Origin of the sequence: Rhizobium sp. WYJ-E13 (genome assembly GCF_018987265.1) — a bacterium.
Taxonomy (GTDB): domain Bacteria; phylum Pseudomonadota; class Alphaproteobacteria; order Rhizobiales; family Rhizobiaceae; genus Rhizobium.
The window spans coordinates 3,410,446-3,436,269 of the sequence record NZ_CP076853.1; the positions used below are offsets into that span (position 1 = coordinate 3,410,446).

A 25,824-nucleotide genomic window follows, 5' to 3' on the forward strand; every position below is an offset into this window, starting at 1 on the left:
CCAGTTTCCAATAATGGTAACTAGTTTCCATAAAATCGCTATGGAGAGCCGAAAGTTTTGAAGCGCACGATCGAAGCGGACCTGCTGACGGACATTATGCTGATGGTCTTCCGAATCAATGGACGACTATTGGATGGCGGCGATCGGCTCGGTGCACCGCTGAACCTCACCAGCGCTCGCTGGCAGGTGCTTGGTGCGATCTCGCTGTCTTCCGGAAACGTCACCGTCCCGGTCATCGCCGAGATGATGGGCATGACGCGACAGGGCGCCCAGAAACAGGTGAACAAGCTGGAAGAGGACGGCTTCATCGAAAAACGAGCGAACCCGCGCCATCAGCGCTCGCCTTTTTATGGACTGACACCGCAAGGCGCGGAAAGCTATGCACGGATAACCGACTTGCATACCGGTTGGGCCAACAGACTTGCCGATGGGCTGGATGCATCGGATCTCCGCACCGCGCTCAGTCTCCTGAACAGTTTCGACCAACGGCTGGCGCTCGACGCCACGGAAAGCGAGGAGCAGACATGAAAACGATCATTCATGCCGGCGCAGGCACTCTGGCGATGATCCTGATTGCGGGTTTTCTGACCGCAACGCTGATCTGCGAACTGCTTCTGAAGGAGACGGCCGTCCTTCTGGTCAAAGAGGCGATCCTTGCCGGCATCTGTTTGCTGATCCCAACGATGGCAATCACCGGCGGCAGCGGCTTCTCGCTGGCCGGCGGCCGTCATTCGCCGGCTATCGACAGGAAACGCAAACGGATGAAGCTCATAGCCGCAAACGGGCTGCTGATCCTCCTGCCATTGGCAATCCTGCTCTATCTGCGCGCGGCGGCGGGTCTGTTTGACGGTCTTTTCTACACTATGCAGGCGCTGGAGGTACTGGCCGGATCGGTCCAGTTCGCGCTCCTTGCCCGGAACTTCCGCGATGGACGAAGGATGACGAGGAGCAAACGCCGCGCCACGGCAAAGACGTTCCGCACGATCTGAAACGGCGGGGCACCCGTGCCCCACCGGAAATCTTCCGTTCTCACACGGCCTTGTGGTTGCCCTTCGGGAATTGGCTCGCTAATTCGCGATACCACTTGCCGCTCTTCTTGACCGTACGAACCTGCGTCTTGTAATCGACGTGAACGAGGCCGAAGCGCATGCGATAACCTTCTGCCCATTCGAAATTGTCCATCAGGCTCCAGGCGAAGTAGCCGCGCATGGGATAACCGTCCTTGATCAGATCGGCGACGACATTGAGATGGTCGCTGACATAGTCGAGGCGCATCACATCGTCGACCTCGCCGTTGACGACGCCGGTATTGTCGCAGGCGCCGTTCTCGGTGATGTAGCACTCCGGCAAATCGTAACGGCGATAGAGGTCCTCGACGACCAGCTTCAAGCCCGGCGAATAGACTTCCCAACCGATATCCGTCTTCACGTCGCTTGCCGGAGGCGCTTCCACCGTCCAGGGGAAATCGCCCCTGCGGCTGGCATCGTCGACAACGCGCTCGGGCTTGTAGTAGTTGAGACCCCACCAATCGAGCTTCTGGTTGATGATCCTGAGATCGCCATCTTCGATGACGGGCATGCGGTCGCCGAGCGCTTCGACGAATTCCTTTGGATATTCGCCCTTGAAGACCGGATCGAAGAAGGCGCCGTTGTGGAACTGATGGGCACGCTCACCGGCAGCAAGATCGGCAGCACTGTTAGACCCCGGAATGATCGAGGAGGCGTTAAGCACCAGGCCGACCGGCACGCCAGGCGCCTCCGAACGGATCGCCTCGACGCCGAGGCCGTGCGCCAGGTTCATGTAATGCATGGCGTGAAGGGCCGCCTGCACATTGCGCTCGCCTGGCGCATGAATGCCGTAGAGGTGGCTGAGCCAGACGATGCACCACGGCTCGTTGAAGGTCGCTACGCTGTCGAGGCGGTCGCCAAGGCGGCTCATGACAGTCTTTGCATAGCGCTGATAGGCATAAGCGGTCGAACGCGCCGTCCAGCCGCCGTCACCGGCGAGCAGCAGCGGCAGATCCCAGTGGTAGAGCGTCGCGAAAGTCTTGATGCCGCGTGCCTTGCAGCCATCGACGAGACGATCGTAGAAATCGAGGCCGGCTTCGTTCACCGGGCCTGTGCCATCAGGGATGATGCGCGGCCAGGCGATCGAGAAGCGATAGGCGTCGACACCCATATCCTTGATGAGATCGAGGTCCTGCTCCAGCCGGTTATAGTGGTCGCAGGCGACATCACCGTTATCGCGATTATAGACGCGGCCGGGCATGTTGCAGAAGGCGTCCCAGATGGACGGCTTGCGGCCATCGGCCTTGCTGCCGCCTTCGATCTGAAAGGCAGCGGTGGCAACACCGAAGGTGAAATCACCGGGGAAGCGGTCGGCAAGCTTTTTCGGATCGATCATCTCTGAATCCCATCTCTCAGTTATGGACTGACCGTTTGCCCGGGGTTTAGCCAAGCCCGCGCCCAAAGTACAGGCCGGCAGCACGAAAAACTGCAACGTTACAGGAAGAGAGACGACGGAACAGCAAGGCTGTCACAAGCCACTCTTCCGGATCTCATAACGCCAATGTCAGCAGTCGTGATTTGCCGTCGCAACCCTGATCCTTACACGGAAAAGAGCATCGCAATATGAAAGGAAACGAATGCTCTCCTCGATCCATCTGCTGCAGCCGCATCTCCTGAGCCTGCTGCGCATCGTCTCGTCCCTCGTGCTTTTCAGCTACGGAACGCAGAAGATCCTGCTTTTCCCGACTGCGGCAAGCGTGCCGCCCGTCGGCTCGCTGTCCTGGGTTGCCGGCCTCATCGAACTCACGCTCGGCTTTCTGGTGCTGATCGGTTTCCAGACTCGCATCGCAGCCTTCGTGCTTTCCGGCTTGATGGCCTTTGCCTATTTCATCGGCCATGCATCGAAGAGCTTCTTCCCGGCGCAGAACGGCGGTGTTGCCGCAATCCTGTTCTGCTTCGTCTTCCTTTATCTGGTCGCCGCCGGCGCCGGCCCCTTCAGCGTCGATAACCTGCTGAAACGCGGCCGCACCACGGTTGCCGCCTGATCACCGAAAAAGAAAAACGCCGGAGCGATATCGAATCGCCCCGGCGTTTCTAATGGCATGCGCTTGATAGCGCAGAAACTCAGACCTTGACCCAGGCGCCGTTGCGCTTCGAGGAGGCGACGCAGGCCTCGACGAAAGCGACACCCTTCACGCCGTCATCGACTGTCGGGTAGACCACGGCCTTGTCGACGGCCTTGCCCTTCTTGTGGGCGTTGATGGCATGCGCGGCTTCCGTATAGATCGTCGCGAAGGCTTCGAGATACCCTTCCGGGTGACCCGAGGGAACGCGGGAAACGCGGGCAGCGGCAGCGCCGGAACCAGCACCGTTACGGGTAATCAGTCGCTTGGATTCGCCGAACGGCGTATACCAGAGATAGTTCGGATCCGCCTGAACCCATTCGAAACCACCCTTGGTGCCGTAAACGCGCACCTTGAGGCCGTTCTCATGACCCGGCGCCACCTGGCTGCACCAGAGCATGCCCTTGGCCGGCTTTTCCGAACCCTTGGCCTTGAAGCGCAGCATCACATGGGCGTTGTCATCGAGACGACGGCCCGGCACGAAACTGTCGAGGTCTGCAGCAAGGCTGTCGAGCTCGAGGCCAGTGATGAACGAGGCCAGGTTATAGGCATGTGTACCGATATCGCCGGTGGAGCCGCCGACGCCGGACTGTGCCGGGTCGGTGCGCCATGCAGCCTGCTTCTGGCCGGACTGCTCGATTGCTTCCGTCAGCCAGTCCTGCGGATACTCGGCCTGGACGATACGGATATCGCCGAGTTCGCCATTGGCAATCATCTCTCGGGCCTGACGCACCATCGGGTAGCCAGTATAGTTATGCGTCAGGATGAACAGCGCGCCGCTTTCGTCGGCAACTTTCTTCAGCTTCTTGGCGTCGGCAAGGTTTGAAGTCAGCGGCTTGTCGCAGATGACATGGATGCCGCGGCGCAGGAATTCCTTGGCAGCGTCATAATGCACGTGGTTCGGCGTCACGATGGAGACGGCTTCGATGCCGTTCTTCAGCTTGGCTTCGCGGATCGCCATTTCCCGGTAGCTGGAATAGGTGCGCGACGGATCGAGACCGAGATCGCGACCGGACTGAACAGCCTTTTCCGGTGTCGACGACAGCGCGCCGGCGATCAGATCATACTGATCGTCGATACGTGCGGCGATGCGGTGAACGGCGCCGATGAAGGCCCCTGCGCCGCCGCCAACCATGCCGAGCCGGATGCGCGGCTCGCGGGTCTGTTCGGATGATGCTTCGATTGCCATGATATTCTCCTCGAAATCCCGATCCGCTTACGACAGACCGAGCATGCGCCGGTTTGCGGCCTGATCGGTTCCGCCGGCCGCGAAGTCGTCGAAGGCCTTCTCGGTCACGCGGATAATATGCGCCTTGACGAATTCGGCGCCTTCACGCGCGCCATCTTCCGGATGCTTCAGTGCGCATTCCCATTCGACCACGGCCCAACCGTCGAAGTTGTTGGCAGTCATCTTGGAGAAGACGGCGCCAAAATCGACCTGGCCGTCGCCCAGCGAACGGAAGCGGCCGGCGCGTTCGACCCAGCCCTGGTAACCGCCGTAGACGCCCTGGCGTCCGGTCGGATTGAACTCCGCATCCTTGACGTGGAACATCTTGATCCGGTCTTTGTAGATGTCGATGTTATCGAGATAATCGAGGCACTGCAGGACGTAGTGCGACGGATCGTAGAGCATGTTGGCGCGCGGATGATTGCCGACACGCTCCAGGAACATCTCGTAGGTGATGCCGTCGTGCAGGTCTTCGCCCGGATGGATTTCATAGCAGACGTCGACGCCGTTTTCGTCTGCGTGGTCCAGGATCGGCTTCCAGCGACGAGCAAGCTCGTCGAAGGCGGTCTCGACGAGACCGGCAGGACGCTGCGGCCACGGATAGATGAAAGGCCAGGCGAGCGCACCGGAGAAGGTCGCATGCGCCTTCAGGTCGAGGTTCTTGGAAGCGGTCAGCGCATACTTGACCTGCTGCACGGCCCATTCCTGTCGCGCCTTCGGATTGCCACGCACTTCGGGCGCCGCAAAACCGTCGAAGGCTTCGTCATAGGCCGGATGAACGGCAACGAGCTGGCCCTGCAGGTGGGTGGAAAGCTCGGTGACCTCGACGCCGTTTTCACGCGCCTTACCCGCGAATTCATCGCAGTAATCCTTTGACGTCGCCGCCTTTTTGAGGTCGATGAGCTGGCTTGCCCAGGTCGGAACCTGCACGCCCTTGTAGCCGGTATCGGCCGCCCATTTGGTGATCGCGTCCCAGGAATTGAAAGGTGCTGCGTCGCCCGCGAACTGCCCGAGGAACAAGCCGGGTCCTTTGATCGTCTTCATGTCAGTTTCCTCCCTGAATATCGATCGTAAACGTTTTCGATAAATCTTAGCGCGCCGTTCGGTAAAGAAAAGGCGCCTCCCCGCCAATGCGAAGGATTTAGCGGGTGAGCCAAAAATCAACGCGGTCTGGACCTAACCACGCTCGCCACAGAACGGCAAGAGGTACGTGCCGCATTTTGGCTTCAACTTGTCTGAAGGCATGAAAAATGCGCCCATTCTTTCGAATGGGCGCATACGTGAAAGCAGTAATCAGAACGGAGAATCCGGGAAGTAGAAGTTCTCGGCATTCTCCTTGGTGACGAGGGTTGCGTCGAGGATATAGTTGCCGTGAACCGGAACCTGATCGTAGAGCGAAGCAGCCGTCAGTTCCATGGCCGTGCCGACCATTGCCGGCGGATAGAGAACGTCGACCGGGATCATCTTGTCTCCGTCCATGACTTTCTTGATCATGTCCTTGGAGCCGGCGCCGGCGACGACATACTGGATGTCGGTGCGCTTGGCCTGCTCGATGGCCTGAAGGACGCCGACGGCCATGTCGTCATCCTGGCACCATACGACGTCGATCTTCGGATATTTCGTCAGATAGTCCTGCATGACCTTGAAGGCATCGTCGCGGTTCCAGTTGCCATACTGGCGATCGAGAACCTTGACCTTGGAGCCGGCGATCCCCTTGTCGAAGCCGTCCTGGCGCTGCTGATCGATCGGGATCGGCAGACCGCGGATGACGACGACCTCAGCTTCCGGCGTCTTTTCGGCAATGTATTTGCCGGCGACTTCGCCGAGCGCCGGGTTGTTACCGGCGACGTAGAGGTCACGCACGGAATTGTCGTTGTTCGACGGCGCGCGGTCGACGAGCGCAACGAACTTGCCCTTGCCCTTGACTTCCTTGATGGCGTTGACGAGCGGATCCGGATCCGACGGCAGGATGACGAGTGCGTCGATGCCCTGCGTGTCGAGGTCCTGCACTGCGTTTGCCTGCGTTGCGGCATCCGGCGAGGTTTTGACGATGACGTTCAGGCCCGGATGTTCAGCCATCAGCTTCTTGGCAACGCGTTCTGCATGGAACACGACACCCGATGTCCAGCCGTGGTCGGCAGCCGGAATGGACACGCCGATCGTGTAATTCTTATCCTGGGCGTAGGCTGCGCCGGCAAAAGCCACCCCCGCAACCGCCAGACCCAACATGAGCTTGCGCATGCTATTTCCTCCCAAAAATATCAGGGACTTTTCAGTTCGAGCCGGGTGCCCTGGATAGCCCGGCCAATTCGAGAAGCAGGCTTGTCTTACGATTTGCGGACCAGCGAGCGCTGCACCAGCATGGCGATGATGATGATCGCACCCTGGATCGCACCGATCAGGTATTCGCTGATGAAGTTCGACAGCAGCATGATGTTGCCGACGAGCTCGAGAATGAAGGCGCCGCAGATCGTGCCCCACACGCGGCCCGCACCACCCTTCAGCGCCGTACCACCGACGACCACGGCCGTAATCGCCTGCAGCTCCCACAGGATGCCTGTTGTGGCCGAGGTCGAGCCGAGGCGCGGCACATAGAGCAGCACGGCAATCGCCACGCAAAGGCCCTGGATGACGAAGGCGATCGTGCGCACACGGTTGACCGCAATGCCGGAATAGCGGGCGACGTCGCTGTTCGAACCGACAGCCACGACATGGCGGCCGAAACGCGTGCGGTAGAGGATGAAGGCCGCAACGGCAGTGACAGCAAGGATGACAGCGATCGGTACCGGAATGCCGAGGATATTGCCGAAATAGGCCGGACGATAGAGCGTCTGGATATCAGCCGAGCGCAGCGTGATTGCGCCGCCCTGCGACAGCCATGTCGTCAAGCCGCGATAAATGCCCATCGTGCCGAGGGTAGCAATGAAGGGCTCGATCTTACCGACCGTCGTGATGAGGCCGTTTGCGAGACCGCAGAGCGCACCGGCAATCACGGCGAAGACGACAGCCGCCGTCAGCATCAGCACCGGATCGGCGATGACGCCGGAATTGATGAGCAGAATCATCAGGCTCGCAACGAAGGCCACCATGGAGCCAACGGAAAGATCGAGGTCGCCGGCGGAGATCACGAAGGTTGCGCCAACGGCGATGATCGCAATAAAGGCGCAGCGGGTCGCGACATTCGTAAGGTTGGTGATGCCGATGAAATTCGGATTGACCAGCGCGCCCACGATGAGAAGCAGGGCCAGTGCGGCAAAGGGCGCAACCGCTCGCAGATCGACATCACGCCAGGATCTGCGCCGGATTTCCCTGGTCTCCTCGTTAACACTCATATCCAAAACCAACCTCCCGTCCCATGACTGCTGGGCATCTTGTTTATCGCGCGGTGCGCCCGTACCCTGGCGGCGTCAGGCGGCCGCCTGACGCTTCAGTCCTGCTGCGTAACGCATGATTTCCTGTTCGGAAATTTCATCCCCTTCCAGGATGCCGACGATCCGGCCTTCGCGCATGACGGCGACGCGCGTGCAGAGACCGATAATCTCGGGCATTTCCGAGGAAACGACGATGATCGACCGCCCGTCGCGGGCGAGCGCCGAGATGAAATGATAGATCTGCTGCTTAGTACCGACATCGATGCCGCGCGTCGGCTCGTCAATGATGATGATCTGCGGTTCGGTCTCCATGACCTTGGCGAGAAGCAGCTTCTGTTGGTTGCCACCCGACATGCGGCCGGCAATGATATTGCCGTCACGCACGCGGATGTCGAACCGCCGCTTGGCCTTGGCAAGTGCGGCCGCCTCGCTGCTCGGGCTCAGATAACCATGGCTGACATGCCGCTCGAGCGACTGCAGCGTCAGGTTGGCGATCATGCCCGAGCCGAGCAAAAGCCCCTTCGACTTGCGATCCTTGGTCATATAGGCAAGGCCGGCGCGATTGGCCGCGCGCGCATCGCCCGAGTGCACGCTTTCCCCGTGGATGACGACTTCGCCCGACAGACGCGAGCGCAGGCCGGCGACCGCTTCCATCAATTCCGTGCGGCCGGAGCCGATCAAGCCGGAGAAACCGATGACTTCGCCCTTGCGCACCTCGAAGCTCGCATCCTGTACGTAGCCGGTAGACACCGCGCTGACGCGAAGAACCACTTCCTCGTCCACATTGGGCTCGACCTTAGCGGGATAGAGGCTGGAAAGCTCACGGCCGACCATCAACTGCGCGATGGATTCCCCATCAAGCATGGAGGTCGGCGCCGTTTTGACCCACTGGCCGTCACGCAGCACCGTGACCTTGTCGGTCAGCTCCATGACCTCGTCGAGCTTGTGGGACACGAAGACGAAGCTTGTGCCCTGCTCGCGCAGCTTGCGCACCTGCTTGAAGAGCATATTGGTTTCTTCTCGCGACAACACGGCCGTCGGCTCGTCCATGAAGACAACACGGGCATCACGGCTGATCGCCTTGGCGATCTCGACCATCTGCTTGTCGGCGATCGAGAGCGAGCTGATCATCGCATTCTCGTCGACATGCGAACCAAGCACATCCAGCACCCGGCGAGTCTCCGCGCGCATATATCTGCGATCGAGCACACCGAAATGCGTAACTTCGCGGCCAAGAAACAGGCTCTCGGTCACGGTCAGATGTTCGGCGAGATTGAATTCCTGATGGATGATGACGATCCCGAGCGCTTCGGCCGCGCCGTTCGGCGGCAGCACCACGGGCTTGCCGTCGAGCACGATTTCGCCCGACGTCGGCTGCTCGAAGCCGGAGAGGATCTTGACGAGAGTGGATTTGCCGGCGCCGTTTTCACCCATCAGCGCATGGATTTCACCAGCGCGAAGATCGAAATTGACGCTGAAAAGAACCTGCACGCCGCTGAAAGACTTGCAAATGCGCCGGGCGGACAACACCACCGGTGCAGCCTCTGCGGTATCCACGGTCATGATTTCCTCCTGCGGCTCCCATCCGCTTATACTAGGCATATGTAAACCTTTACATCTGGCATGTAAAGGTTTACATCGTGGATTTACACAGATCTGTTGTGCGGTACCTTTGACCTCCCGGCAAGTCTGTGTAGTGTGCGGCGAAGACAGCCCAAGGCGGAGCCCCGTGTCGAATTCCACGCCCGCAACAATCGAAGACGTCGCCCGGATCGCCGAGGTTTCCATCGCGACGGTCTCGCGGGCAATCCACATGCCCGAAAAGGTGGCCAATTCCACACGGCTGAAGGTCAACCAGGCAATCGCCATCACCGGTTATACGACCAATGCCATGGCGCGCAGCCTGCGGCTCGGCCGTTCCAATATGATCCTTGTGGTGGCGCCCGATATCGGCGACCCTAACTTTTCCAACATCCTGATCGGCTTGGAGAATGAGGCTCGTGCCCATGGCTATGGTATCCTCATCGGCCATACGCAGAACGATGCGCAGCGCGGCCTCGAATATCTGAAATTCTTCAGTTCCAACCAGGCGGCGGGACTCATCCTTTTCACCGGCATCCTGCCCTTCGGTCATCAGACTGTGACGGCGCAACTGCCGCCGAGCGTCGGCGTATTCGAACCTGTCTTCAATGGTGGCATCCCCTATGTCGGCGTTGACGATATCGAGGGCGCCAGGAAAGCCGTTGACCTGCTCCTGGCCGAAGGACACCGCAAGATCGCCTTTATCGGCGATTCCCGCACCCGCCTCGCCTACAGCCGCCGCCGGCAAGGCTATGACGCCGGTCTCGACGCCGCCGGCGTGCCGAAAGACACGCGTATCGTGCTGGAAGGCGACGGCACGATCGAGAGCGGCCGCCACGCCGTGGAGCAACTCTTCATGCGCGATACGCTCCCCACCGCCTTCATGTGCGTCAACGACCAGACAGCGATCGGCGTCATGATCGGCCTCAATGCCCGCGGTTACAATATCCCGCAGGACTTTTCCGTGACCGGCTTTGACGACGTGCCACAAGCCGTTTTCATGAGCCCGTCGCTGACGACCATTCGCCAGCCGCGCACAGCGATCGGCAAACAAGCCATGGCGCTGCTCCTTGAGCTTCTCTCCAACGGCCGACCGGCCGAAACGGAAATCCTGCTGCGGCCGGATCTCGTTGTGCGTAATTCCGTCTCTGCGCCGCCGCGCAACTGGCAGAAGCGGTAGGCTCGAAGCCGCTGCCAATGATTTGCTATTGCCCGAACTCAATGCTGTCCTAATTTGGCGACGGACTCCTTTGTAAAGACGAGGCAACCGAAATGTCACGAGATCTGCTGGCCGACAGATACCGAGGTTACATTGCCTGCCTGAACGGCCAGGATTGGGATAATCTGGGAAACTTCGTCCACGAGCGTGTTCGCTACAATGGCGAGCATATTGGCCTGTCCGGCTATCGCGAGATGCTCGAAGACGATTTTCGCGCTATCCCCGATCTCTTCTTCGACATTCAGCTGCTAATCTGCGAGCCGCCGCGTGTGGCAAGCCGTTTGCAGTTCAACTGCACCCCGAAGGGCGAGCTGTTCGGTCTTCCAATCAACGGCAGGAGGGTGCAGTTCGCCGAAAACGTCTTCTACGAGTTCCTGGATGGAAAGATCGAAACCGTCTGGTCGGTCATAGACAAGGCCGCGATCGAATCACAACTTTGAAACTTCCAGGGTTCCTCTGCGATCATGCAATTCGCCTGAACGTGCTGAATTGAAATCTCTGCACGCTGTCCCAAGGTGTCGAATGATCGTGGCGGCGGCTGTCGATCAGCTCGAAACCTGCTCCCAACAGTTCCAGCAGACTGTCCGAACTATGGCGCGCAACTGGCAGACCGCTGCACTTTTCCGGCCCATCAAGGGCGAAAGTTCCAATAATCAGAGAGCCGCCGATGTTCAGCGCGCGTTTCAGTCGCTCGATGTAGGCCGCTTGTTCAGCCGCATCGGTCAGAAAATGGAAGGCTGCGCGATCGTGCCAGATATCATAGGCCTGCGGCGGCTCCCAAAGAGTGGCGTCGCCGGCAATCCACGTCACCTCGTCAGCCTTGGCGCCGAGACGCTTTTGCGCCGCATTGAGCGCAGCCGCCGAGAGATCGAGCACAGTCACATCGACGAACCCTTCAGCAAGAAGGCCGTCAACCAGCCTTGAAGCGCCGCCGCCGACATCGACGATAGCGTCAGAACGTTTTGCCTTAACGAAATGAATCAGATCGAGAGAAGGCGCAGGGCATTCCTGAAACCAGCTGACATCAGCCTCGCCTTTGGTCGAATAGACATTTTCCCAATGCGGTTTGCGATCGTCCGTCATGAAGCGCCCAAGCGTTTTCTCCATCGCCGCTGATGGCATGCCAGATTTCCCTCTGCCCGACCAGTACAACTAGCCAACGTTCGCCTTCGCAAATGAAAAAGCCGGGAAGCTTTCGCTACCCGGCTCTTCAAATAATCAAAACCGCCGATCAAACGTAGCGGTTGACGATATTTTCGAGCAGCTCCTGCTTGCCGGACTTCGGCTGCGGGTTGACGTCCTTGCTTTCGACCCACTGCGTGATCTCATCCAGCGAATATTCGCCGCGGAAGAGCTTCTGGCCTTCGGCCGAATTCCAGCCGGCATAGCGGTCTGCGAGCGGCTGCGACAGAGCCTTGTCTTCGAGCATCTTGGCAGCAGCCTTCAGGCCGCGGGCGCAGCAATCCATGCCACCGATATGGCCGATCAGCAGGTCTGCCGGATCGAGCGACTGACGGCGCAGCTTCGAATCGAAGTTGGTACCGCCCGTCTTGAAGCCGCCGCCCGCCAGGACGTAGTAATAGGCCAGAGCCATTTCCGGAACATTGTTCGGGAACTGGTCGGTATCCCAGCCGGACTGGTAGTCGTTGCGGTTCATGTCGATCGAGCCGAAAATGCCGAGCGCGTTTGCGAGCGCCAGCTCATGCTCGAAGGAATGGCCTGCGAGGATCGCATGGCCCTGCTCGATGTTGAGCTTCACTTCGTTTTCGAGGCCGTGCTTCTTAAGGAAGCCGTAGACGGTCGCGACGTCGTAGTCGTACTGGTGTTTGGTCGGCTCCTGCGGCTTCGGCTCGATGAGGATCGTACCCTTGTAGCCGATCTTATGCTTGTACTCGACAACGAGGTTGAGGAAGCGGCCGAGCTGGTCGAGTTCGCGGCCGATGTCAGTGTTGAGCAGCGTTTCATAACCTTCGCGGCCGCCCCACAGAACGTAGTTCTCGCCGCCGAGCTTCTGCGTGGCGTCGATGCAGGTCTTCACCGTCGCGGCGGCGAAAGCAAAGACGTCCGGATCCGGGTTGGTGGCAGCACCCGACATGTAGCGGCGGTTGGAGAAGAGGTTCGCCGTGCCCCAAAGCAGCTTGGTGCCGGTAGCCGCCTGCTTCTCGGCGAAGTAATCGACGATCTCGTTCAGATTCCTGGTGTTTTCGGCAAAGTTCTTGCCTTCCGGACGAACGTCGGCGTCATGGAAGCAGTAATAGGGCGCGCCGAGCAGTGAGAAGAATTCGAAAGCGACGTCAGCCTTCAGCTTTGCGGCCTTCATCGTGTCTTCGAACCACGGACGCAGGAAGGTCTGACCGCCGAAGGGGTCGCCGCCCGGCCAGGTGAAGGTGTGCCAGTAGGCGACGGCAAAACGCAGATGGTCTTCCATGCGCTTGCCAAGAACGATTTCATCCGGCTGGTAGTGGCGGAAAGCCAGCGGGTTGGTGCTGTCAGGGCCTTCGTACTTCACTTTCTGGATATCGCCGAAAAATCCGGTGCTCATTGGGGTTCTCCTTGGGTTTGTCGTTCAGTCTTATCGTCAGTACCGTGCGCGCGCCCTCATCCGGACCTTCGGGGCAGGCGGATGAGGGGCCATCGGCTCAGCTTCTCAATGCGCCAGCGACTTGATCGCCGGATAGGTCGCGCGGTAGCGCTTGTAGGCATCTTCATAGGCGCCCGAGAGTGCCGCAACCGGTTCGATCGTGCCAGCCGTGACCGGCGGTGTGCAGACGGCTACCGGATCGGCACCCGTTGCGGCAATGAGGCCGAGGCGAGCAGCACCGAAGGCGGCGCCGAAATCGCCGTCTGCCGGCAGGTCGACGGGAACGCCGAGCGCGGTCGCAATCGAGGCCAACCAATAGCGCGAGCGCGAACCGCCGCCGATCGCCGTGACACGGGAAATATCCGTGCCGGCCGAACGCAGGGCTTCCAGATTGTCGCGGATCGCGAAGGACACGCCCTCCAGCACTGCCTGGGTCAGCACTGAGCGGCTGCTTTCATGTTCGAGGCCGATAAAGGCGCCACGGATGACCGCATCATTATACGGAGTGCGCTCGCCTGAGAGGTAAGGCAGGAAGGTCACGCCGGTCGGCGCCTTCAGGCTTTCGCCGAGTTCGCCGGTGAGATCGGCGGCCGACTTGCCGGTGACCGAAGAATGCCAGTTCAGTGCATCGGTCGCCGACAGGATGACGCCCATCTGATGCCAAGTGTTCGGCAGCGCATGGCAGAAGGCATGCACGGCGCTTTCCGGCTTCGGCAGGTAGGCGGCGTTGGCGGCAAAAAGAACGCCTGACGTGCCGAGCGAAACAAAGGCCGCACCATCGCTGACCGTGCCCATGCCGCAGGCCGAAGCCGCATTGTCGCCGGCGCCACCGGCAACGACGACATCGCCCGAAATACCCCAGGCCGAGGCGAGTTCGGCGCGCAGCTTGCCGCCCTGCTCCGTGCCTTCGATCAGCGTCGGCATCTGCTTCTCATCGAGATTAGTGGCAGCCAGCAGTTCGGACGACCACTTGCGCTTGCCGGTATCCAGCCAGGACGTCCCGGCCGAGTCCGACATTTCCGAAATATGTTCACCCGTTAGCCAGAGACGCAGATAGTCCTTCGGCAGCAGGACCTTGGCAACCTTGGCGAAGATCTCGGGCTCGTTCTTGGCGACCCAGGCAAGCTTCGGTGCGGTGAAGCCGGGGAAAACGATATTGCCGCTCAGCTTGCGGAAGCGCGGATCGGCATCGAGCGCGGCCGCCTCGACATAGGAACGCGTGTCGTTCCACAGGATGCAGGGGCGCAGCACCTTGTCGGAGGCGTCAAGCAGGGTTGCGCCGTGCATCTGGCCGGAAAGGCCGATGCCCTTCACCGCGGCAAGCTCCTTCGGGTGTTTGGCTTTGAGGCCGGCGACAGCTTCTTCGGTAGCGCGTACCCAATGGGCCGGTTCCTGTTCGGACCAGCCGGAATGCGGGCGCGAGACGTCGAGCGAACCATTGGCGGAGCCGATGATCTTCTGATCGCCGTCGATCAGCATCGCCTTGACGCCCGAAGTTCCGAGATCGAGACCCAGATACATGTAGTATTTCTCCCTTTGCCGTTACGGCAGGTTGTCTTTCAGGAATATGTCGAGGCGGATGCGCTCCTGCGCGTCGATGACCGCAAGCCCGTCCGCCTTTGCCTTGAGAACACGGATCGCGCTGCGCACCTCATGGCCGGCATCCTGATTGAGGATTGCGTCGATAGTGCCATCGAGAAGAGCTGCGCGCGTGTGCGCCGTCAATTCATGGGCAATCACCGTCAGCGACCTGTCTGCCGCCTTTTCCTTTAGTGCCCGAATAAGGCCGCGATTACCGGCGCCCAGGCTGTAGATGCCGATAATGCCATCGTTCTTGCCGAGCGCATCGGCAATCAACATATGGGCGACTTCAGGATCGTCCCGACCTTCGAGCACCGGCAGCAGATGCAGCGCCGGAAACTCCTGCGCCATGACAGATGCAAAGCCCTCCAGGCGCTCGCGATGGTCGCGCACCAGCATGGAGCCGGCCAGAACGGCGATCTCGCCCTTCGCGCCGCCAAGGAAGCGGCCGAGTAGACGCGCAGCGGTGCGCCCCGCGGCGATGTTGTCGACGCCGGCATAATGATGACGCAGCGATCCCGTCAGATCGGAAACGAGAGTGACGACCGGAATGCCGTCATGAACCAGCCGGTCCACGGCAGCACGCACATCGGGCGCATCCGTGGCAACAAGCGCCACCCCGGCAGGCTTTTCGGCATCTACTGTTTCCAGCTCGCGCACCAGCGCCTGCGGATCGAAGGCAGGCACTTCGACGATGCGGATATCCGTACGCTCGATAGCCGAGCGCGCGATCGCCGCGCGGATCTCGGCATTCAGACCGTGCATGAAAGAGTTGTCGCTGGCGGGCAGGATGAAGGTCAGCGGATAGACGCGGCCCTTGGCAAGGTTTGCAGCCGCCACGTCGCGCACATAGCCGAGATCGCGGATGGCTGTCTCCACCTTCTCCCGCGTCACGTGGCGCACGCCCGGCCGCTGGTTCAAAACCCGGTCCACGGTCGCGAGACTGACACCCGCCGCAGCGGCGATATCATGAACGGTTGGCCTCATCATTCCTCCTGACGAGACCATTAGCGCCAATTTTGATGTACGTAAATCAAAAAATACGTGAGCTGGAAAACACCCTCGCTGAAGGAACAGAGAAACCACTCATGTTAAAAGGAAAAAGGCCCTCCGAAGAGGGCCTTCTTGCAATGACGGCCGGAGGTCAGTGGCCGCCACCGCCTCCCCCGCCGCCTTGCGGCGCGGGTTTCTTGATCATGACGACGCCAAGGATCATCGCCAGGAAAAGCACCGTCAGCATCAGGAAGATGTCGCTGAAGGAAAGGATCATCGCCTGTTTGGTGGCCAAGCCAACCATCTGCTTGACCGCGACATCGGCGCCATCCAAACCCCAATTGTTGAAGTTGGCGGTCATGTTGTTCATCTGGTCGATCGCGGCCGTATTGCCCCAATGGACGTTTTCGCGCAGCCGCTCGTAATGCACGTCCTGGCGGGTGGTGAGCACGGTATTGATGACTGCAAGACCAACGGCACCGCCGAGGTTACGCGTCAGATTGAAGAGGCCGGAAGCGCCGCGGATACGCGCCGGCGGCAGCGTGCCGAGCGCGATGTTGTTGATCGGCACCATGCACATCATCAGGCCGAAGCCGCGCAGGATCTGTGGGATGAAGAGCTCGTAGAAGTCCCAGTCCTGCGTCAGATGCGTCATGATGTAGGTGCCCGCCGCAAAGCTCACGAAACCGATCGCCATCATGAGACGCAGGTCGATCTTGGTGGACAGCCGGCCGGCAATCGGCGCGGTGAAGAACATCGCAAGACCCGACACGAACATCGTCTCGCCGATCATCAGCGAATCGTAGCCGCGGATGCGGCCGAGATAGACCGGATAGATATAGGTGAGCCCGTAAAGGCCGATGCCCATGACGAAGGAAAAGACCGAACCGAAGGAAAAATTTCGGTTGGCGAAGGCCGTCAGATCGACGACCGGGAATTCCACCGTGAAAGCGCGGTAGAAGAAGACGATGCACGCGACGACCGAGGCAACGGTACCTGCGACGATGTAGCTGTCGTTAAACCAGTCGTTCGAATTGCCTTCTTCAAGCACATATTCCAGCGAGCCGAGAAAGATGGCCATGGCAAACAGCCCGTACCAGTCAAATTTCTTGAAGAGCGACAGCTCCGGCTTGTCGAAATCGATGAAGTTCCAGGTAACAATCGTGACGATAATGCCGGGCACGATGTTGACCAGGAACAGCCAGTGCCAGGAGAAGGCGTGGCTCAGATAGCCGCCGACTGTCGGGCCGATGGTCGGCGCAAGCGTGGCGATGAGACCGATGATCGGCGAGACGATCGAACGCTTCGACGGCGGGAAGATCGTGAAGGCGGCCGCGAAGACCGAGGGGATCATGCCACCGCCGATAAAGCCCTGGATGGCACGGTAGATGATCATCTGGTCGATATTCGTCGCCGTTGCGGCCAAAGCGCTCGCCATGGTGAAACCGGCGGCAGAGATCGCGAAGAGATATCGCGTCGAGATGATGCGCGCCAACGTGCCCGAGAGCGGGATCATGATGACTTCCGCTATCAGGTAAGCCGTCTGCACCCAAGCGACCTCGTCCGTACCGGCAGAAAGGCCTGCCTGGATTTCGGCCAGCGAGGCAGAGACAATCTGGATGTCGAGGATCGACATAAACATGCCGAGCACCATCGCGAAGAAGGCGATAAGCTTCCTCGGATCCATGCGATCCGCGGCATGCGCGTGCGCTGCCGGGATCGACCCTACCGTTGCTGTCGCACTCCCGGCCATGGGACTACCTCCGCCCTAGGGGCTTACTTCACCGGCGCCGTGCGTGTGTCTACGTCGACGACGACGCTGAGACCGGCGCGCAGGCGGCCGCTGTCAAGCGCATCCTGTGGCAGGGCGATACGAACCGGCACCCGCTGGATGATCTTGGTAAAGTTGCCCGTCGCGTTTTCCGGCGGCAGCATCGAGAAGATCGAACCGGAAGCCGGCGAGATCGATTCGACGGTGCCGACCAAAGGATAATCGCTGTAGGCGTCGACATGGACGTTCACCTTCGAACCGGGAACGAGATGCTGGATCTGCGTTTCCTTGAAGTTGGCGTCGATATAGAGCTGACGGGTCGGCACGAGCGCCATCAGCCGCTGGCCGGGTGAGACGAGATCGCCTTCCTGAACCGAACGGTTGCCGACAACGCCGTCATAGGGCGCCTTCAGTACGGTAAAGGAGAGGTCGCGGGCGGCCTTGTCGCGCTGGATTTCCAACGTGCGGACAGAACCTTCGGCTTCCTTGCGCTGGGCTTCGAGGATGGCAATGTTGGCCTGGGCAGCAACGATATTCGCATCGCCGCCGGCAAGGTTTGCCTTCGCCTGATCGAGAGCCGTATTCGCATCATCGAGATCTGCGGTGGTGCCGACCGACTTCGCCTGCAGGTCGCTCTGACGCTTCTGCTTGATTTCCGCGCCGCGCACAGTGGCTTCGAGGGCAGTCTTCTGCGCCTGGGCCTGCACGAGGCTCGCCTTGGCGCCTTCGATCTGCGCATCGATGCGGCTGAGCGACAATTGCTCGGTTTCGATCTGAGCATTGGCCTGATCGAGGGCGTTCTGGTAGTCGCCGTTATCAAGGGTAGCGAGAACGTCGCCTGCCTTGACTTCCTGGTTGGCGACAACATTCACCTTCGCGACATAGCCGGTAACCTTCGGCGAGATCGTCGCGATATCACCCTCGATATAGGCGTCGTCCGTCGACACCATGAAGCGGCCGTTGGTCCACCAGTCGTAGCCGTACCAGCCGGCACCGCCGAAAAGCGCCAGTACGACGACGGGCAGTACGAAGCTGCGGCGCTTTTTTGGAGCAGCAGGTGCAGGTGCGACAGCAGGCGCGGACTGCGCAGGAGCCGTCTGCGGTGCCTCTGCCTTCGGGGCTTCGGCGGGAGCTGCGATTTCCGCTTTCACCTCTTCGGCGCCGGCATTTTCGCTGACGATGCGCGCGACGTTGCTTTTCTGGTTGGTCGACATTAACGGCTACCGATCTGGAGTAAAATAATCGAACTGAACGGTTCGGTTCAGTTGACATAAAGGGTTTTTGACATCATATCAAGATGCATAGAACCAATCGGTTCGATTTCTCTAAAAGAAAACACGAATTCGCCAAGACGGTTAAGGAGACATGACACTGAAGCCCGAGGATACCGCCGTATTCAGCCCACCCAATCCGGGGGGCCGCTTTGCTGCGGGTGAGGATCCCGCCAAGCGCCAGCAAATCCTTGATGGTGCCCGGCGCGTGTTCATGAAGATGGGCTTCGATGCGGCCAGCATGAACGATGTGACCCGCGAGGCCGGCGTTTCCAAGGGAACGCTCTATGTCTACTTCGCCAACAAGGAAGAACTCTTCCACGCCATGGTCGAGACCGAGCGCGCCGCCTTCGTCGCGGCTGTGCGCACGGTCCTTGCGGAACACGACGATGTCGAGGCCGGCCTGTACGAATTCGGGATGACCTTCGTCATCCATATGACCGAAGACAAGGTCATTGATGCCATGCGCACCGTGCTCGGCGTGCGTGAGCGCATGCCCCTTCTCTGTCAGCGCTTCTTCAAGGGTCCGCAGAACCTGCGCACCATCATGCACGACTTCCTGGAGAAGCATGTGCAGGCAGGCACCTTGAAGATCGATGATATCGATCTTGCGGCCGGGCAGTTTCTCGACCTTGCAAGCGGCAGCTTCTTCAAGCTGCGCCTCTTCGGCATTATGGAAGGCCCGCCACCACGCAACGAGATCGAACGCGTCATCCGCGGCGCGATCCATGTCTTCATGGCGGCCTACGGCGTTCGCGAACACGAACCCGCCTGATCCGTTTCTCCACGCCGATTGGTTTTCCGCCGGATTTGCGCAATAGCGATCAAATCCGGCTGCCGCATTTCCACTAGGAATAAGGCGGCAACCAAGGGAGAGGAAATGAGCGCCATCGGACGGGCGATATGGTTCATCGAGAGTCATTTCGAAACCGATATAAGCCTCGACGAGATCGCAGAAGCCGCCGGATTGTCGCGCTATCATCTGTCGCGCGTCTTCGGTCTGGTGACCGGCCATTCGATCAGTGGCTATATCCGTGCGCGCGTCTGAGCGATGCCGCGCTGTCCCTCATCTCAGGCTCATCCAGCATTCTCGAGGTTGCCCTCGGCGCGGGCTATGGCTCGCACGAGGCTTTCACCCGTGCCTTCCGCGACCAGTTCGGCATGACGCCGGACGCGGTGCGACGACAGGGCACATTCGCAATCTTGTTTTGATGGAGCCTGTCAGGATGAAAACCGCAAACCTCAACGATCTCGAACCGCCCCGTTTCGAAAGCCTCCCGCCGATGCTTTTTGCCGGCCTGCAGGAAACCTATGCCGATGGCGGCAACGCTGCGATCCCTTCGCTGTGGCAGACATTCAACCAGCATTTCGACCATATCCCGAGCCAGAAGGGCAATGTCGCCTACGGGATCTGCACGCATATAGACGGCGAGGTCGAGAAATTCCGCTACATGGCCGCCGCCGAGATATCCGATGCCGATGATCTGCCGGAAGAGTTTGCGACATTGAAGCTGCCGGCCCAGCGCTACGCCGTCTTCTCGCATCGCGGTCACGTCTCCGGCATTCCCGCCACGATGGACCTGATCTTCGGTAACTGGTGGCCGACTTCGGGCCTCGAACATGGCAGCATGCCCGACATGTTGGAACGCTATGATGACCGCTTCGATCCCTATACGGGGATGGGTGTGACGGAAATCTGGTTGCCGATCAAGGAATAAAAGCCCGATGGTTTTCGTATACCCCCTTGCGGTGCTTGCCTGGCAGGTCCGTAACGATAGATTGTCCGCGTCCTTAGGTGACGCAAGGGGGAAATACGCCGATGCAGGATATCATGACGCTCATTCAGGACCCGGCTGCCTGGGTGGCGCTTGTCACGCTCGTGGTAATGGAAGTGGTTCTCGGGATCGACAACCTCATCTTCATCTCCATCCTCACCAACAAGCTGCCGCCTGAACACCGGGAAAGAGCCCGCAAGACCGGTATCGCCCTTGCTCTTGTCATGCGTCTTGCCCTGCTTGGCACGGTCGCCTGGATTGTCCAGCTCACCGAACCGCTCTTCGAGCTTTTCGGCCACGGTTTCTCCTGGAAGGACCTGATTCTCATTGCCGGCGGTCTCTTCCTCGTCTGGAAGGCCACCAAGGAAATTCACCACAATGTCGATCCTGAGGATCATCAGGAGAATTTCATCGCAGGCGCGACAGGCACGAGCTTTGCCTCGGCAATCGGTCAGATCCTGCTGCTCGATCTCGTCTTCTCGGTGGACAGCATCATCACCGCCGTCGGCATGACCCCACATCTGCCGATCATGATCATCGCCGTCATCGCCGCCGTCACGGTCATGCTTGTCGCCGCAACGCCGCTCGCCAATTTCATCGAGCGGAATCCGACGATCGTCATGCTGGCGCTCGCCTTCCTGCTGATGATCGGCACGACGCTGATCGCCGATGGCATGGGCTTCCACGTGCCGAAGGGCTACGTCTACGCCGCCATGGCCTTCTCGGCCCTCGTCGAGATGCTGAACATGCTGGCGAGAAACGCGCGCCGGCGAAAGCGCGAGGGCGGCCACTAAGGCTGCCCATCCATCTCAGACCCGATTGTTACCTCCGCCTTCCTCGGTAAGGCGGAGGTCCATCTATGCATCCGCAGCCTCATCTCAAAGAACAGACCATCCGAAGCGGCCGCCGGGAGGTCGGATGAAGTCCGCCGAAAGCGGTTTTTCTTGACGCGCCCTTTTGAATATGGCCTAAGCGCAACCATCAGGATAATCGACGGATTATGCGGGCAGATGCCCTTATTCCAGCCGATTTCCGACAGATATCTGCATTCTCCAGGCCGAACGTCGCTTTCATTGAAAAGCCGCTCGGCATTCATTGACGGGCACATAAAATGACAGCTTCCGGCGTCCGCGTCCGCATCGCTCCCTCGCCGACCGGCGAGCCGCATGTCGGTACCGCTTACATCGCTCTCTTCAACTACCTCTTTGCCAAGAAGCACGGCGGCGAGTTCATTCTGCGCATCGAGGATACCGATGCGACGCGCTCGACCCCTGAATTCGAGACCAAGGTGCTGGATGCGCTGAAATGGTGCGGGCTGGAATGGAAGGAAGGCCCTGATATCGGCGGCCCCTACGGCCCCTATCGCCAGTCCGACCGTAAGGACATGTACCAGCCATACGCCCAGGAACTGCTGGACAAGGGCCATGCCTTCCGCTGTTTCTGCACGCCCGAGCGGCTGGAGCAGATGCGCGAAAGCCAGCGTGCTGCCGGCAAGCCGCCGAAATATGATGGTCTCTGTCTGACCCTCAAGGCCGAGGAGGTCACCTCGCGCATGGCGGCTGGTGAAACCACTGTGATCCGCATGAAGATCCCGACCGAAGGCTCCTGCGACTTTACCGACGGCGTCTACGGCGAGGTTTCCATTCCGTGGGATTCCGTCGACATGCAGGTGCTGATCAAAGCTGATGGCATGCCGACTTATCACATGGCCAACGTCATCGACGACCATCTGATGAAGATCACCCATGTCGCGCGCGGCGAGGAGTGGCTCGCGTCCGTGCCGAAGCACATTCTGCTGTACCGCTATTTCGGCTGGGACCAGCCGGTGTTCATGCATCTGTCGCTGATGCGCAACGCCGACAAGTCAAAGCTGTCGAAGCGCAAAAACCCGACCTCAATCTCTTACTATTCCGCGCTCGGCTATATCCCCGAAGCGCTGATGAACTTCCTCGGGCTGTTCTTCATCCAGATCTCCGAAGGTGAAGAACTGCTGACCATGGATGAGCTGTCAGAAAAGTTCGACCCGGAAAACCTCTCCAAGGCCGGTGCGATCTTCGACATCCAGAAGCTCGACTGGCTGAACGGCCGCTGGATCCGCGAAAAGCTGTCGGAAGAAGATTTCCGCGCCCGCGTACTCACCTGGGCGATGGAAAACGACCGTCTGATGGCCGGCCTTCGCCTGTCGCAGACGCGCATTTCCAAGCTCGGCGAATTACCTGATCTCGCCGGCTTCCTGCTGAAGTCCGATCTCGGCCTGCAGCCCTCCGACTTCGCCAAGATCAAGTCGCCACCGGAAGAGATCCTCGAGATCCTCAATACCGTCCAGCCGGATCTCGAAAAGATCCTGGAATGGAATGTCGAGACGATCGAGGCCGAACTGCGCGCCATCGCCGACCGCATGGGCAAGAAGCTGAAAGTCGTCGTCGCACCGCTCTTCGTTGCCGTTTCCGGCTCGTCGCGCTCGCTGCCGCTCTTCGATTCCATGGCGATCCTCGGCCGCTCGGTCGTGCGCCAGCGCCTGAAGCTCGCCTCGCAGGCAGTGGCCGCCCTCGTCGGCTCGAAGTAAGAACAGTCAGAGGATTTCGACAATGGCTGACAACAAGACCGAAAACACCCTTTCCTCCGACGCAACGGAAGTGCGCGCCCAGAAGCTGAAGCTGCTGCGCGAGCAGATCGGCGACGTTTATCCGGCGCATTTCCACCGCACGCTGACCAATGCCGAATTGGCCGTGAAATACGAGAGCCTGGAACCCGACGTCGAGACACAGGATGTCGTGACGGTCGCCGGCCGCGTTTACTCGTCGCGCAACTCCGGCATGTTCATGGACATCCACGACGCTGGCGGCAAGATCCAGATTTTCAGTCACAAGGACACGACCCCCGAAGAAGCGCGTGCGCTTCTGCCGATGATCGATATCGGCGATATCATCGGCGTCACCGGTGTCGTGCGTCGCACCAAGCGCGGTGAACTGACGATCAACGCCCAGAAGATCGAGATGCTGACCAAGTCGCTTCTGCCGATGCCCGAGAAGTGGCACGGCCTCTCCGACATCGAGCTACGCTACCGCAAGCGTCACCTCGACATCATGACCAATGAGGAATCGAAGCTGCGCTTCCAGCAGCGCTCGAAAATCCTCTCCGGCATCCGTCGCTTCATGGAAAATGACGGCTTCATGGAAGTCGAAACGCCGATGCTGCATTCGGTCTATGGTGGCGCCACCGCGGAACCGTTCAAGACGCATCACAACACGCTGAAGCTCGACATGTATCTGCGCATCGCGCCGGAACTGTTCCTGAAGCGCACGCTGGTTTCAGGCCTCACCGACAAGGTCTTCGAGATCAACCGCAACTTCCGCAACGAAGGCGTCTCCACCCGGCACAATCCGGAATTCACCATGATGGAGTGCTACTGGGCCTATGCCGATTACGAGGACATCATGGACCTCGTCGAGCGGCTGTTCGAGAGCCTGGCACTCTCCATTCACGGAACGACGGAATTCCCCTTCGGCGACAAGACCATGTCCTTCAAGGGTCCGTTCAAGCGCGTTCCGATGCCTGACGCCGTCAAGGAAGTGACTGGTATCGACTTCCTGGCGATGAAGACCGACGAGGAAGCCCGTGCTGCCGCCAAGGCCGCCGGCTTCGCAGTCGAGAAGGACTGGACCTGGGGCGAATGCCTGGCCTTCATCTTCGAAGAGAAGGTCGAGCAGACGCTGATCCAGCCGTCGCACGTTACGCATTTCCCGAAGGACATCTCGCCCTTCGCCAAGGAGGTGCCGGGCGAGCCGCGCCTCGTCGAACGTTTCGAAACCTATTGCAACGCCTGGGAGCTCGGCAATGCCTTCTCCGAACTCAACGATCCGGAAGAACAGCGCCGCCGCATGGTGGAGCAGCTCGAACAGGCTCATGCCCGCGGCGAGAAGGAAAAGCAGCTCGACGAGGAATTCCTTGATGCAATCGACCAGGGCATGCCACCCGCCGGCGGTCTCGGCATCGGCGTCGACCGCCTGATCATGCTGCTCACCAACGCACCGTCGATCCGCGACGTCATTCTCTTCCCGGCCCGCCGCAGCAAGGCGGACTGAGACCCGAATTTCCCGGATAAGAATATGGGAGCGGCCGAAAGGACGCTCCCTTTGTTTATGATGACTGGTGAAATACCGAGCCAATCGTCCATGAAACGGTGGTTTGATCAATCACCTCGTGCACGGGCGAATCCGCCAACTCGCGCATGAGCCGGCTGGCGGAATCCGATGCCTGCCTCGCGGTGTGCCAGATCACCATATCGGTAATAGTGCCATCCTCGTGTTCCACCATGATCCTTGAGCGGAAGCCCGGCTGCCGGAGCAGCCAGGGTTCGACATCAGCATTGGCCGCCAGAAAATCCTGAGCGACGAGCCCATCCTTCAAACGAAAAGAGGTTATTTCGATTGCATGTGCCATGTGTGCCAGTCTCAGTTCAGATCATATATCCGCCCGCGACCTCGATCGTCTGCGCGTTGATCCACGCGCCATCGTCGGATGCAAGCATGGCGATGACGCGGCCGACATCTTCCGCCTCGCCGATACGGCCAAGCGCGGTCTGCGATGCAAGCAGTGCTGCAAATTCCGGATTCTTGTCCAGCGCCGCGTCGGCAAGATTGGTGCGGATGGGGCCAGGCGAAATGGCATTGGCGCGGATCCTGCGGCCGCCGAATTCCTTCGCCTGATAACGGGTCAGCGTCTCAAGTCCAGACTTGAGGGCCGCATAAGGCGCAACGCCGGCCGTTGCGACGCGAACGGAAGCGCTCGTCACGTTCAGGATCACGCCGCCGTCCGCCATCAGCGGCAAGAGCGCCTGCGTCAGGAAGAACGGTCCCTTCAAATGAACATTCATGAGGGCGTCGAACTGCTCGTTGGTTACCGTCTCCATGAGATTGAACATGCCGAAACCGGCATTATTGACGAGGCAGTCGAAATCGCTGCGCCCCCAAAAGGTGGAAAGCAGCCGTTTGACCTCTTCCACGAAAGCGGGGAAGCTGTCGGCGTCGCCGACATCGAGGGCAAGAGCCACGGCCTGACCGCCTTTGGCCTTGATCTCGGCAACGACCTCATCTGCACCCGGCTTGTAGCTGTTATAGGTGAGGACAACGCCCATGCCGCGTCTTGCGCATTCCTGCGCCGCTGACTGGCCGATGCCACGGCTTCCACCGGTGATGATTGCAATCTTCATCTCTGTCTCCTTTGCTTCGATGGTCGGAAGCTATGCGAAACGGCCAGAAGACACTCCGCCGGAAACTGCCTCGTTCTTGCCTATTCCTGCTTTTGTCTTGCGCGTGATCAC

General features: G+C 59.8%; 23 protein-coding genes and 1 pseudogene. 10 read left to right on the forward strand and 14 right to left on the reverse strand.

Annotated elements, in window-relative coordinates:
* Window positions 1-57 precede the first annotated feature (57 nt).
* Together KQ933_RS17010 and KQ933_RS17015 are read left to right on the forward strand one after the other, a co-directional pair.
* Window positions 58-528, forward strand: a complete 471-nt coding sequence (locus KQ933_RS17010) for a MarR family winged helix-turn-helix transcriptional regulator (RefSeq protein ID WP_216755962.1) — start codon at window positions 58-60, stop codon at window positions 526-528.
* A complete protein-coding gene (locus KQ933_RS17015; protein ID WP_216755963.1) occupies window positions 525-989 on the forward strand; it encodes a hypothetical protein in 465 nt (154 codons plus the stop codon). Before KQ933_RS17010 ends, KQ933_RS17015 begins: the two co-directional genes overlap by 4 nt.
* A gap of 40 nt (window positions 990-1,029) precedes the next feature.
* Here the strand turns inward: KQ933_RS17015 and KQ933_RS17020 are convergent, their stop codons facing one another.
* Window positions 1,030-2,403, reverse strand: a complete 1,374-nt coding sequence (locus KQ933_RS17020; protein ID WP_216755964.1) for a GH1 family beta-glucosidase — start codon at window positions 2,401-2,403, stop codon at window positions 1,030-1,032.
* Between the two features lie 241 nt (window positions 2,404-2,644).
* Here KQ933_RS17020 and KQ933_RS17025 point away from each other — a divergent pair, with 241 nt between their 5' ends.
* The gene (locus KQ933_RS17025) at window positions 2,645-3,052 is read left to right on the forward strand and encodes a DoxX family protein (protein ID WP_216755965.1); all 408 of its coding nucleotides are present in this window, start codon (window positions 2,645-2,647) and stop codon (window positions 3,050-3,052) included.
* A gap of 79 nt (window positions 3,053-3,131) precedes the next feature.
* Here KQ933_RS17025 and KQ933_RS17030 read toward each other — a convergent pair whose 3' ends face one another.
* From KQ933_RS17030 to KQ933_RS17050, 5 genes are all read right to left on the reverse strand, one after another.
* Complete coding sequence (locus tag KQ933_RS17030; protein ID WP_183735361.1) at window positions 3,132-4,319, reverse strand: Gfo/Idh/MocA family protein; 1,188 nt, start codon at window positions 4,317-4,319, stop codon at window positions 3,132-3,134.
* Window positions 4,320-4,346: 27 nt separating this feature from the next.
* A complete protein-coding gene (locus KQ933_RS17035) occupies window positions 4,347-5,402 on the reverse strand; it encodes a sugar phosphate isomerase/epimerase (RefSeq protein ID WP_216755966.1) in 1,056 nt (351 codons plus the stop codon).
* Window positions 5,403-5,651: 249 nt separating this feature from the next.
* Complete coding sequence (locus KQ933_RS17040) at window positions 5,652-6,599, reverse strand: substrate-binding domain-containing protein (protein ID WP_216755967.1); 948 nt, start codon at window positions 6,597-6,599, stop codon at window positions 5,652-5,654.
* Between the two features lie 86 nt (window positions 6,600-6,685).
* Complete coding sequence (locus KQ933_RS17045) at window positions 6,686-7,690, reverse strand: ABC transporter permease (protein ID WP_216758936.1); 1,005 nt, start codon at window positions 7,688-7,690, stop codon at window positions 6,686-6,688.
* A 75-nt stretch (window positions 7,691-7,765) separates the two neighbouring features.
* Window positions 7,766-9,292, reverse strand: a complete 1,527-nt coding sequence (locus tag KQ933_RS17050) for a sugar ABC transporter ATP-binding protein (RefSeq protein WP_216755968.1) — start codon at window positions 9,290-9,292, stop codon at window positions 7,766-7,768.
* 166 nt (window positions 9,293-9,458) lie between these two features.
* Here KQ933_RS17050 and KQ933_RS17055 point away from each other — a divergent pair, with 166 nt between their 5' ends.
* Complete coding sequence (locus KQ933_RS17055) at window positions 9,459-10,490, forward strand: LacI family DNA-binding transcriptional regulator (RefSeq protein ID WP_216755969.1); 1,032 nt, start codon at window positions 9,459-9,461, stop codon at window positions 10,488-10,490.
* 92 nt (window positions 10,491-10,582) lie between these two features.
* Window positions 10,583-10,969 carry an ester cyclase gene (locus tag KQ933_RS17060; protein ID WP_216755970.1) on the forward strand — a complete coding sequence of 129 codons (387 nt, stop codon included), beginning with the start codon at window positions 10,583-10,585 and terminating at the stop codon, window positions 10,967-10,969.
* Between the two features lie 22 nt (window positions 10,970-10,991).
* On the opposite strand, the gene KQ933_RS17065 is transcribed toward KQ933_RS17060, so the two are convergent.
* From KQ933_RS17065 to KQ933_RS17090, 6 genes are all read right to left on the reverse strand, one after another.
* Window positions 10,992-11,612, reverse strand: coding sequence for a trans-aconitate 2-methyltransferase (locus KQ933_RS17065; RefSeq protein ID WP_216755971.1), 621 nt, complete (start codon window positions 11,610-11,612; stop codon window positions 10,992-10,994).
* A gap of 148 nt (window positions 11,613-11,760) precedes the next feature.
* Entirely contained in the window at window positions 11,761-13,071 is a 1,311-nt protein-coding gene (gene xylA / locus KQ933_RS17070; protein WP_216755972.1) for a xylose isomerase, read from the reverse strand.
* 105 nt (window positions 13,072-13,176) lie between these two features.
* Window positions 13,177-14,631 (reverse strand): xylulokinase, encoded by a 1,455-nt coding sequence (gene xylB / locus KQ933_RS17075; protein WP_216755973.1) that lies wholly within the window; start codon window positions 14,629-14,631, stop codon window positions 13,177-13,179.
* Window positions 14,632-14,652: 21 nt separating this feature from the next.
* Window positions 14,653-15,678, reverse strand: a complete 1,026-nt coding sequence (locus KQ933_RS17080; RefSeq protein ID WP_216755974.1) for a LacI family DNA-binding transcriptional regulator — start codon at window positions 15,676-15,678, stop codon at window positions 14,653-14,655.
* A gap of 157 nt (window positions 15,679-15,835) precedes the next feature.
* A complete protein-coding gene (locus tag KQ933_RS17085; protein WP_216755975.1) occupies window positions 15,836-17,437 on the reverse strand; it encodes a DHA2 family efflux MFS transporter permease subunit in 1,602 nt (533 codons plus the stop codon).
* A 23-nt stretch (window positions 17,438-17,460) separates the two neighbouring features.
* Window positions 17,461-18,669 (reverse strand): HlyD family secretion protein, encoded by a 1,209-nt coding sequence (locus KQ933_RS17090; protein WP_216755976.1) that lies wholly within the window; start codon window positions 18,667-18,669, stop codon window positions 17,461-17,463.
* Between the two features lie 151 nt (window positions 18,670-18,820).
* Here KQ933_RS17090 and KQ933_RS17095 point away from each other — a divergent pair, with 151 nt between their 5' ends.
* The 5 genes and pseudogenes from KQ933_RS17095 (at window position 18,821) to lysS (ending at window position 24,586) form a co-directional block, all read left to right on the forward strand.
* Complete coding sequence (locus KQ933_RS17095; protein WP_216755977.1) at window positions 18,821-19,501, forward strand: TetR/AcrR family transcriptional regulator; 681 nt, start codon at window positions 18,821-18,823, stop codon at window positions 19,499-19,501.
* Window positions 19,502-19,606: 105 nt separating this feature from the next.
* Window positions 19,607-20,444, forward strand: a pseudogene (locus KQ933_RS17100) (GyrI-like domain-containing protein).
* Window positions 20,445-20,545: 101 nt separating this feature from the next.
* Window positions 20,546-21,295, forward strand: a complete 750-nt coding sequence (locus KQ933_RS17105; protein ID WP_216755978.1) for a TerC family protein — start codon at window positions 20,546-20,548, stop codon at window positions 21,293-21,295.
* 317 nt (window positions 21,296-21,612) lie between these two features.
* A complete protein-coding gene (gene gltX, locus KQ933_RS17110) occupies window positions 21,613-23,067 on the forward strand; it encodes a glutamate--tRNA ligase (RefSeq protein WP_216755979.1) in 1,455 nt (484 codons plus the stop codon).
* Between the two features lie 22 nt (window positions 23,068-23,089).
* Window positions 23,090-24,586: a lysine--tRNA ligase gene (gene lysS / locus KQ933_RS17115; RefSeq protein WP_216755980.1), complete on the forward strand. Its 1,497-nt coding sequence runs from the start codon at window positions 23,090-23,092 to the stop codon at window positions 24,584-24,586.
* A 55-nt stretch (window positions 24,587-24,641) separates the two neighbouring features.
* On the opposite strand, the gene KQ933_RS17120 is transcribed toward lysS, so the two are convergent.
* Both KQ933_RS17120 and KQ933_RS17125 read right to left on the reverse strand, forming a co-directional pair.
* Window positions 24,642-24,944, reverse strand: coding sequence for a hypothetical protein (locus KQ933_RS17120; protein ID WP_216755981.1), 303 nt, complete (start codon window positions 24,942-24,944; stop codon window positions 24,642-24,644).
* Between the two features lie 16 nt (window positions 24,945-24,960).
* A complete protein-coding gene (locus tag KQ933_RS17125; protein ID WP_216755982.1) occupies window positions 24,961-25,713 on the reverse strand; it encodes an SDR family NAD(P)-dependent oxidoreductase in 753 nt (250 codons plus the stop codon).
* Window positions 25,714-25,824: the final 111 nt, after the last annotated feature.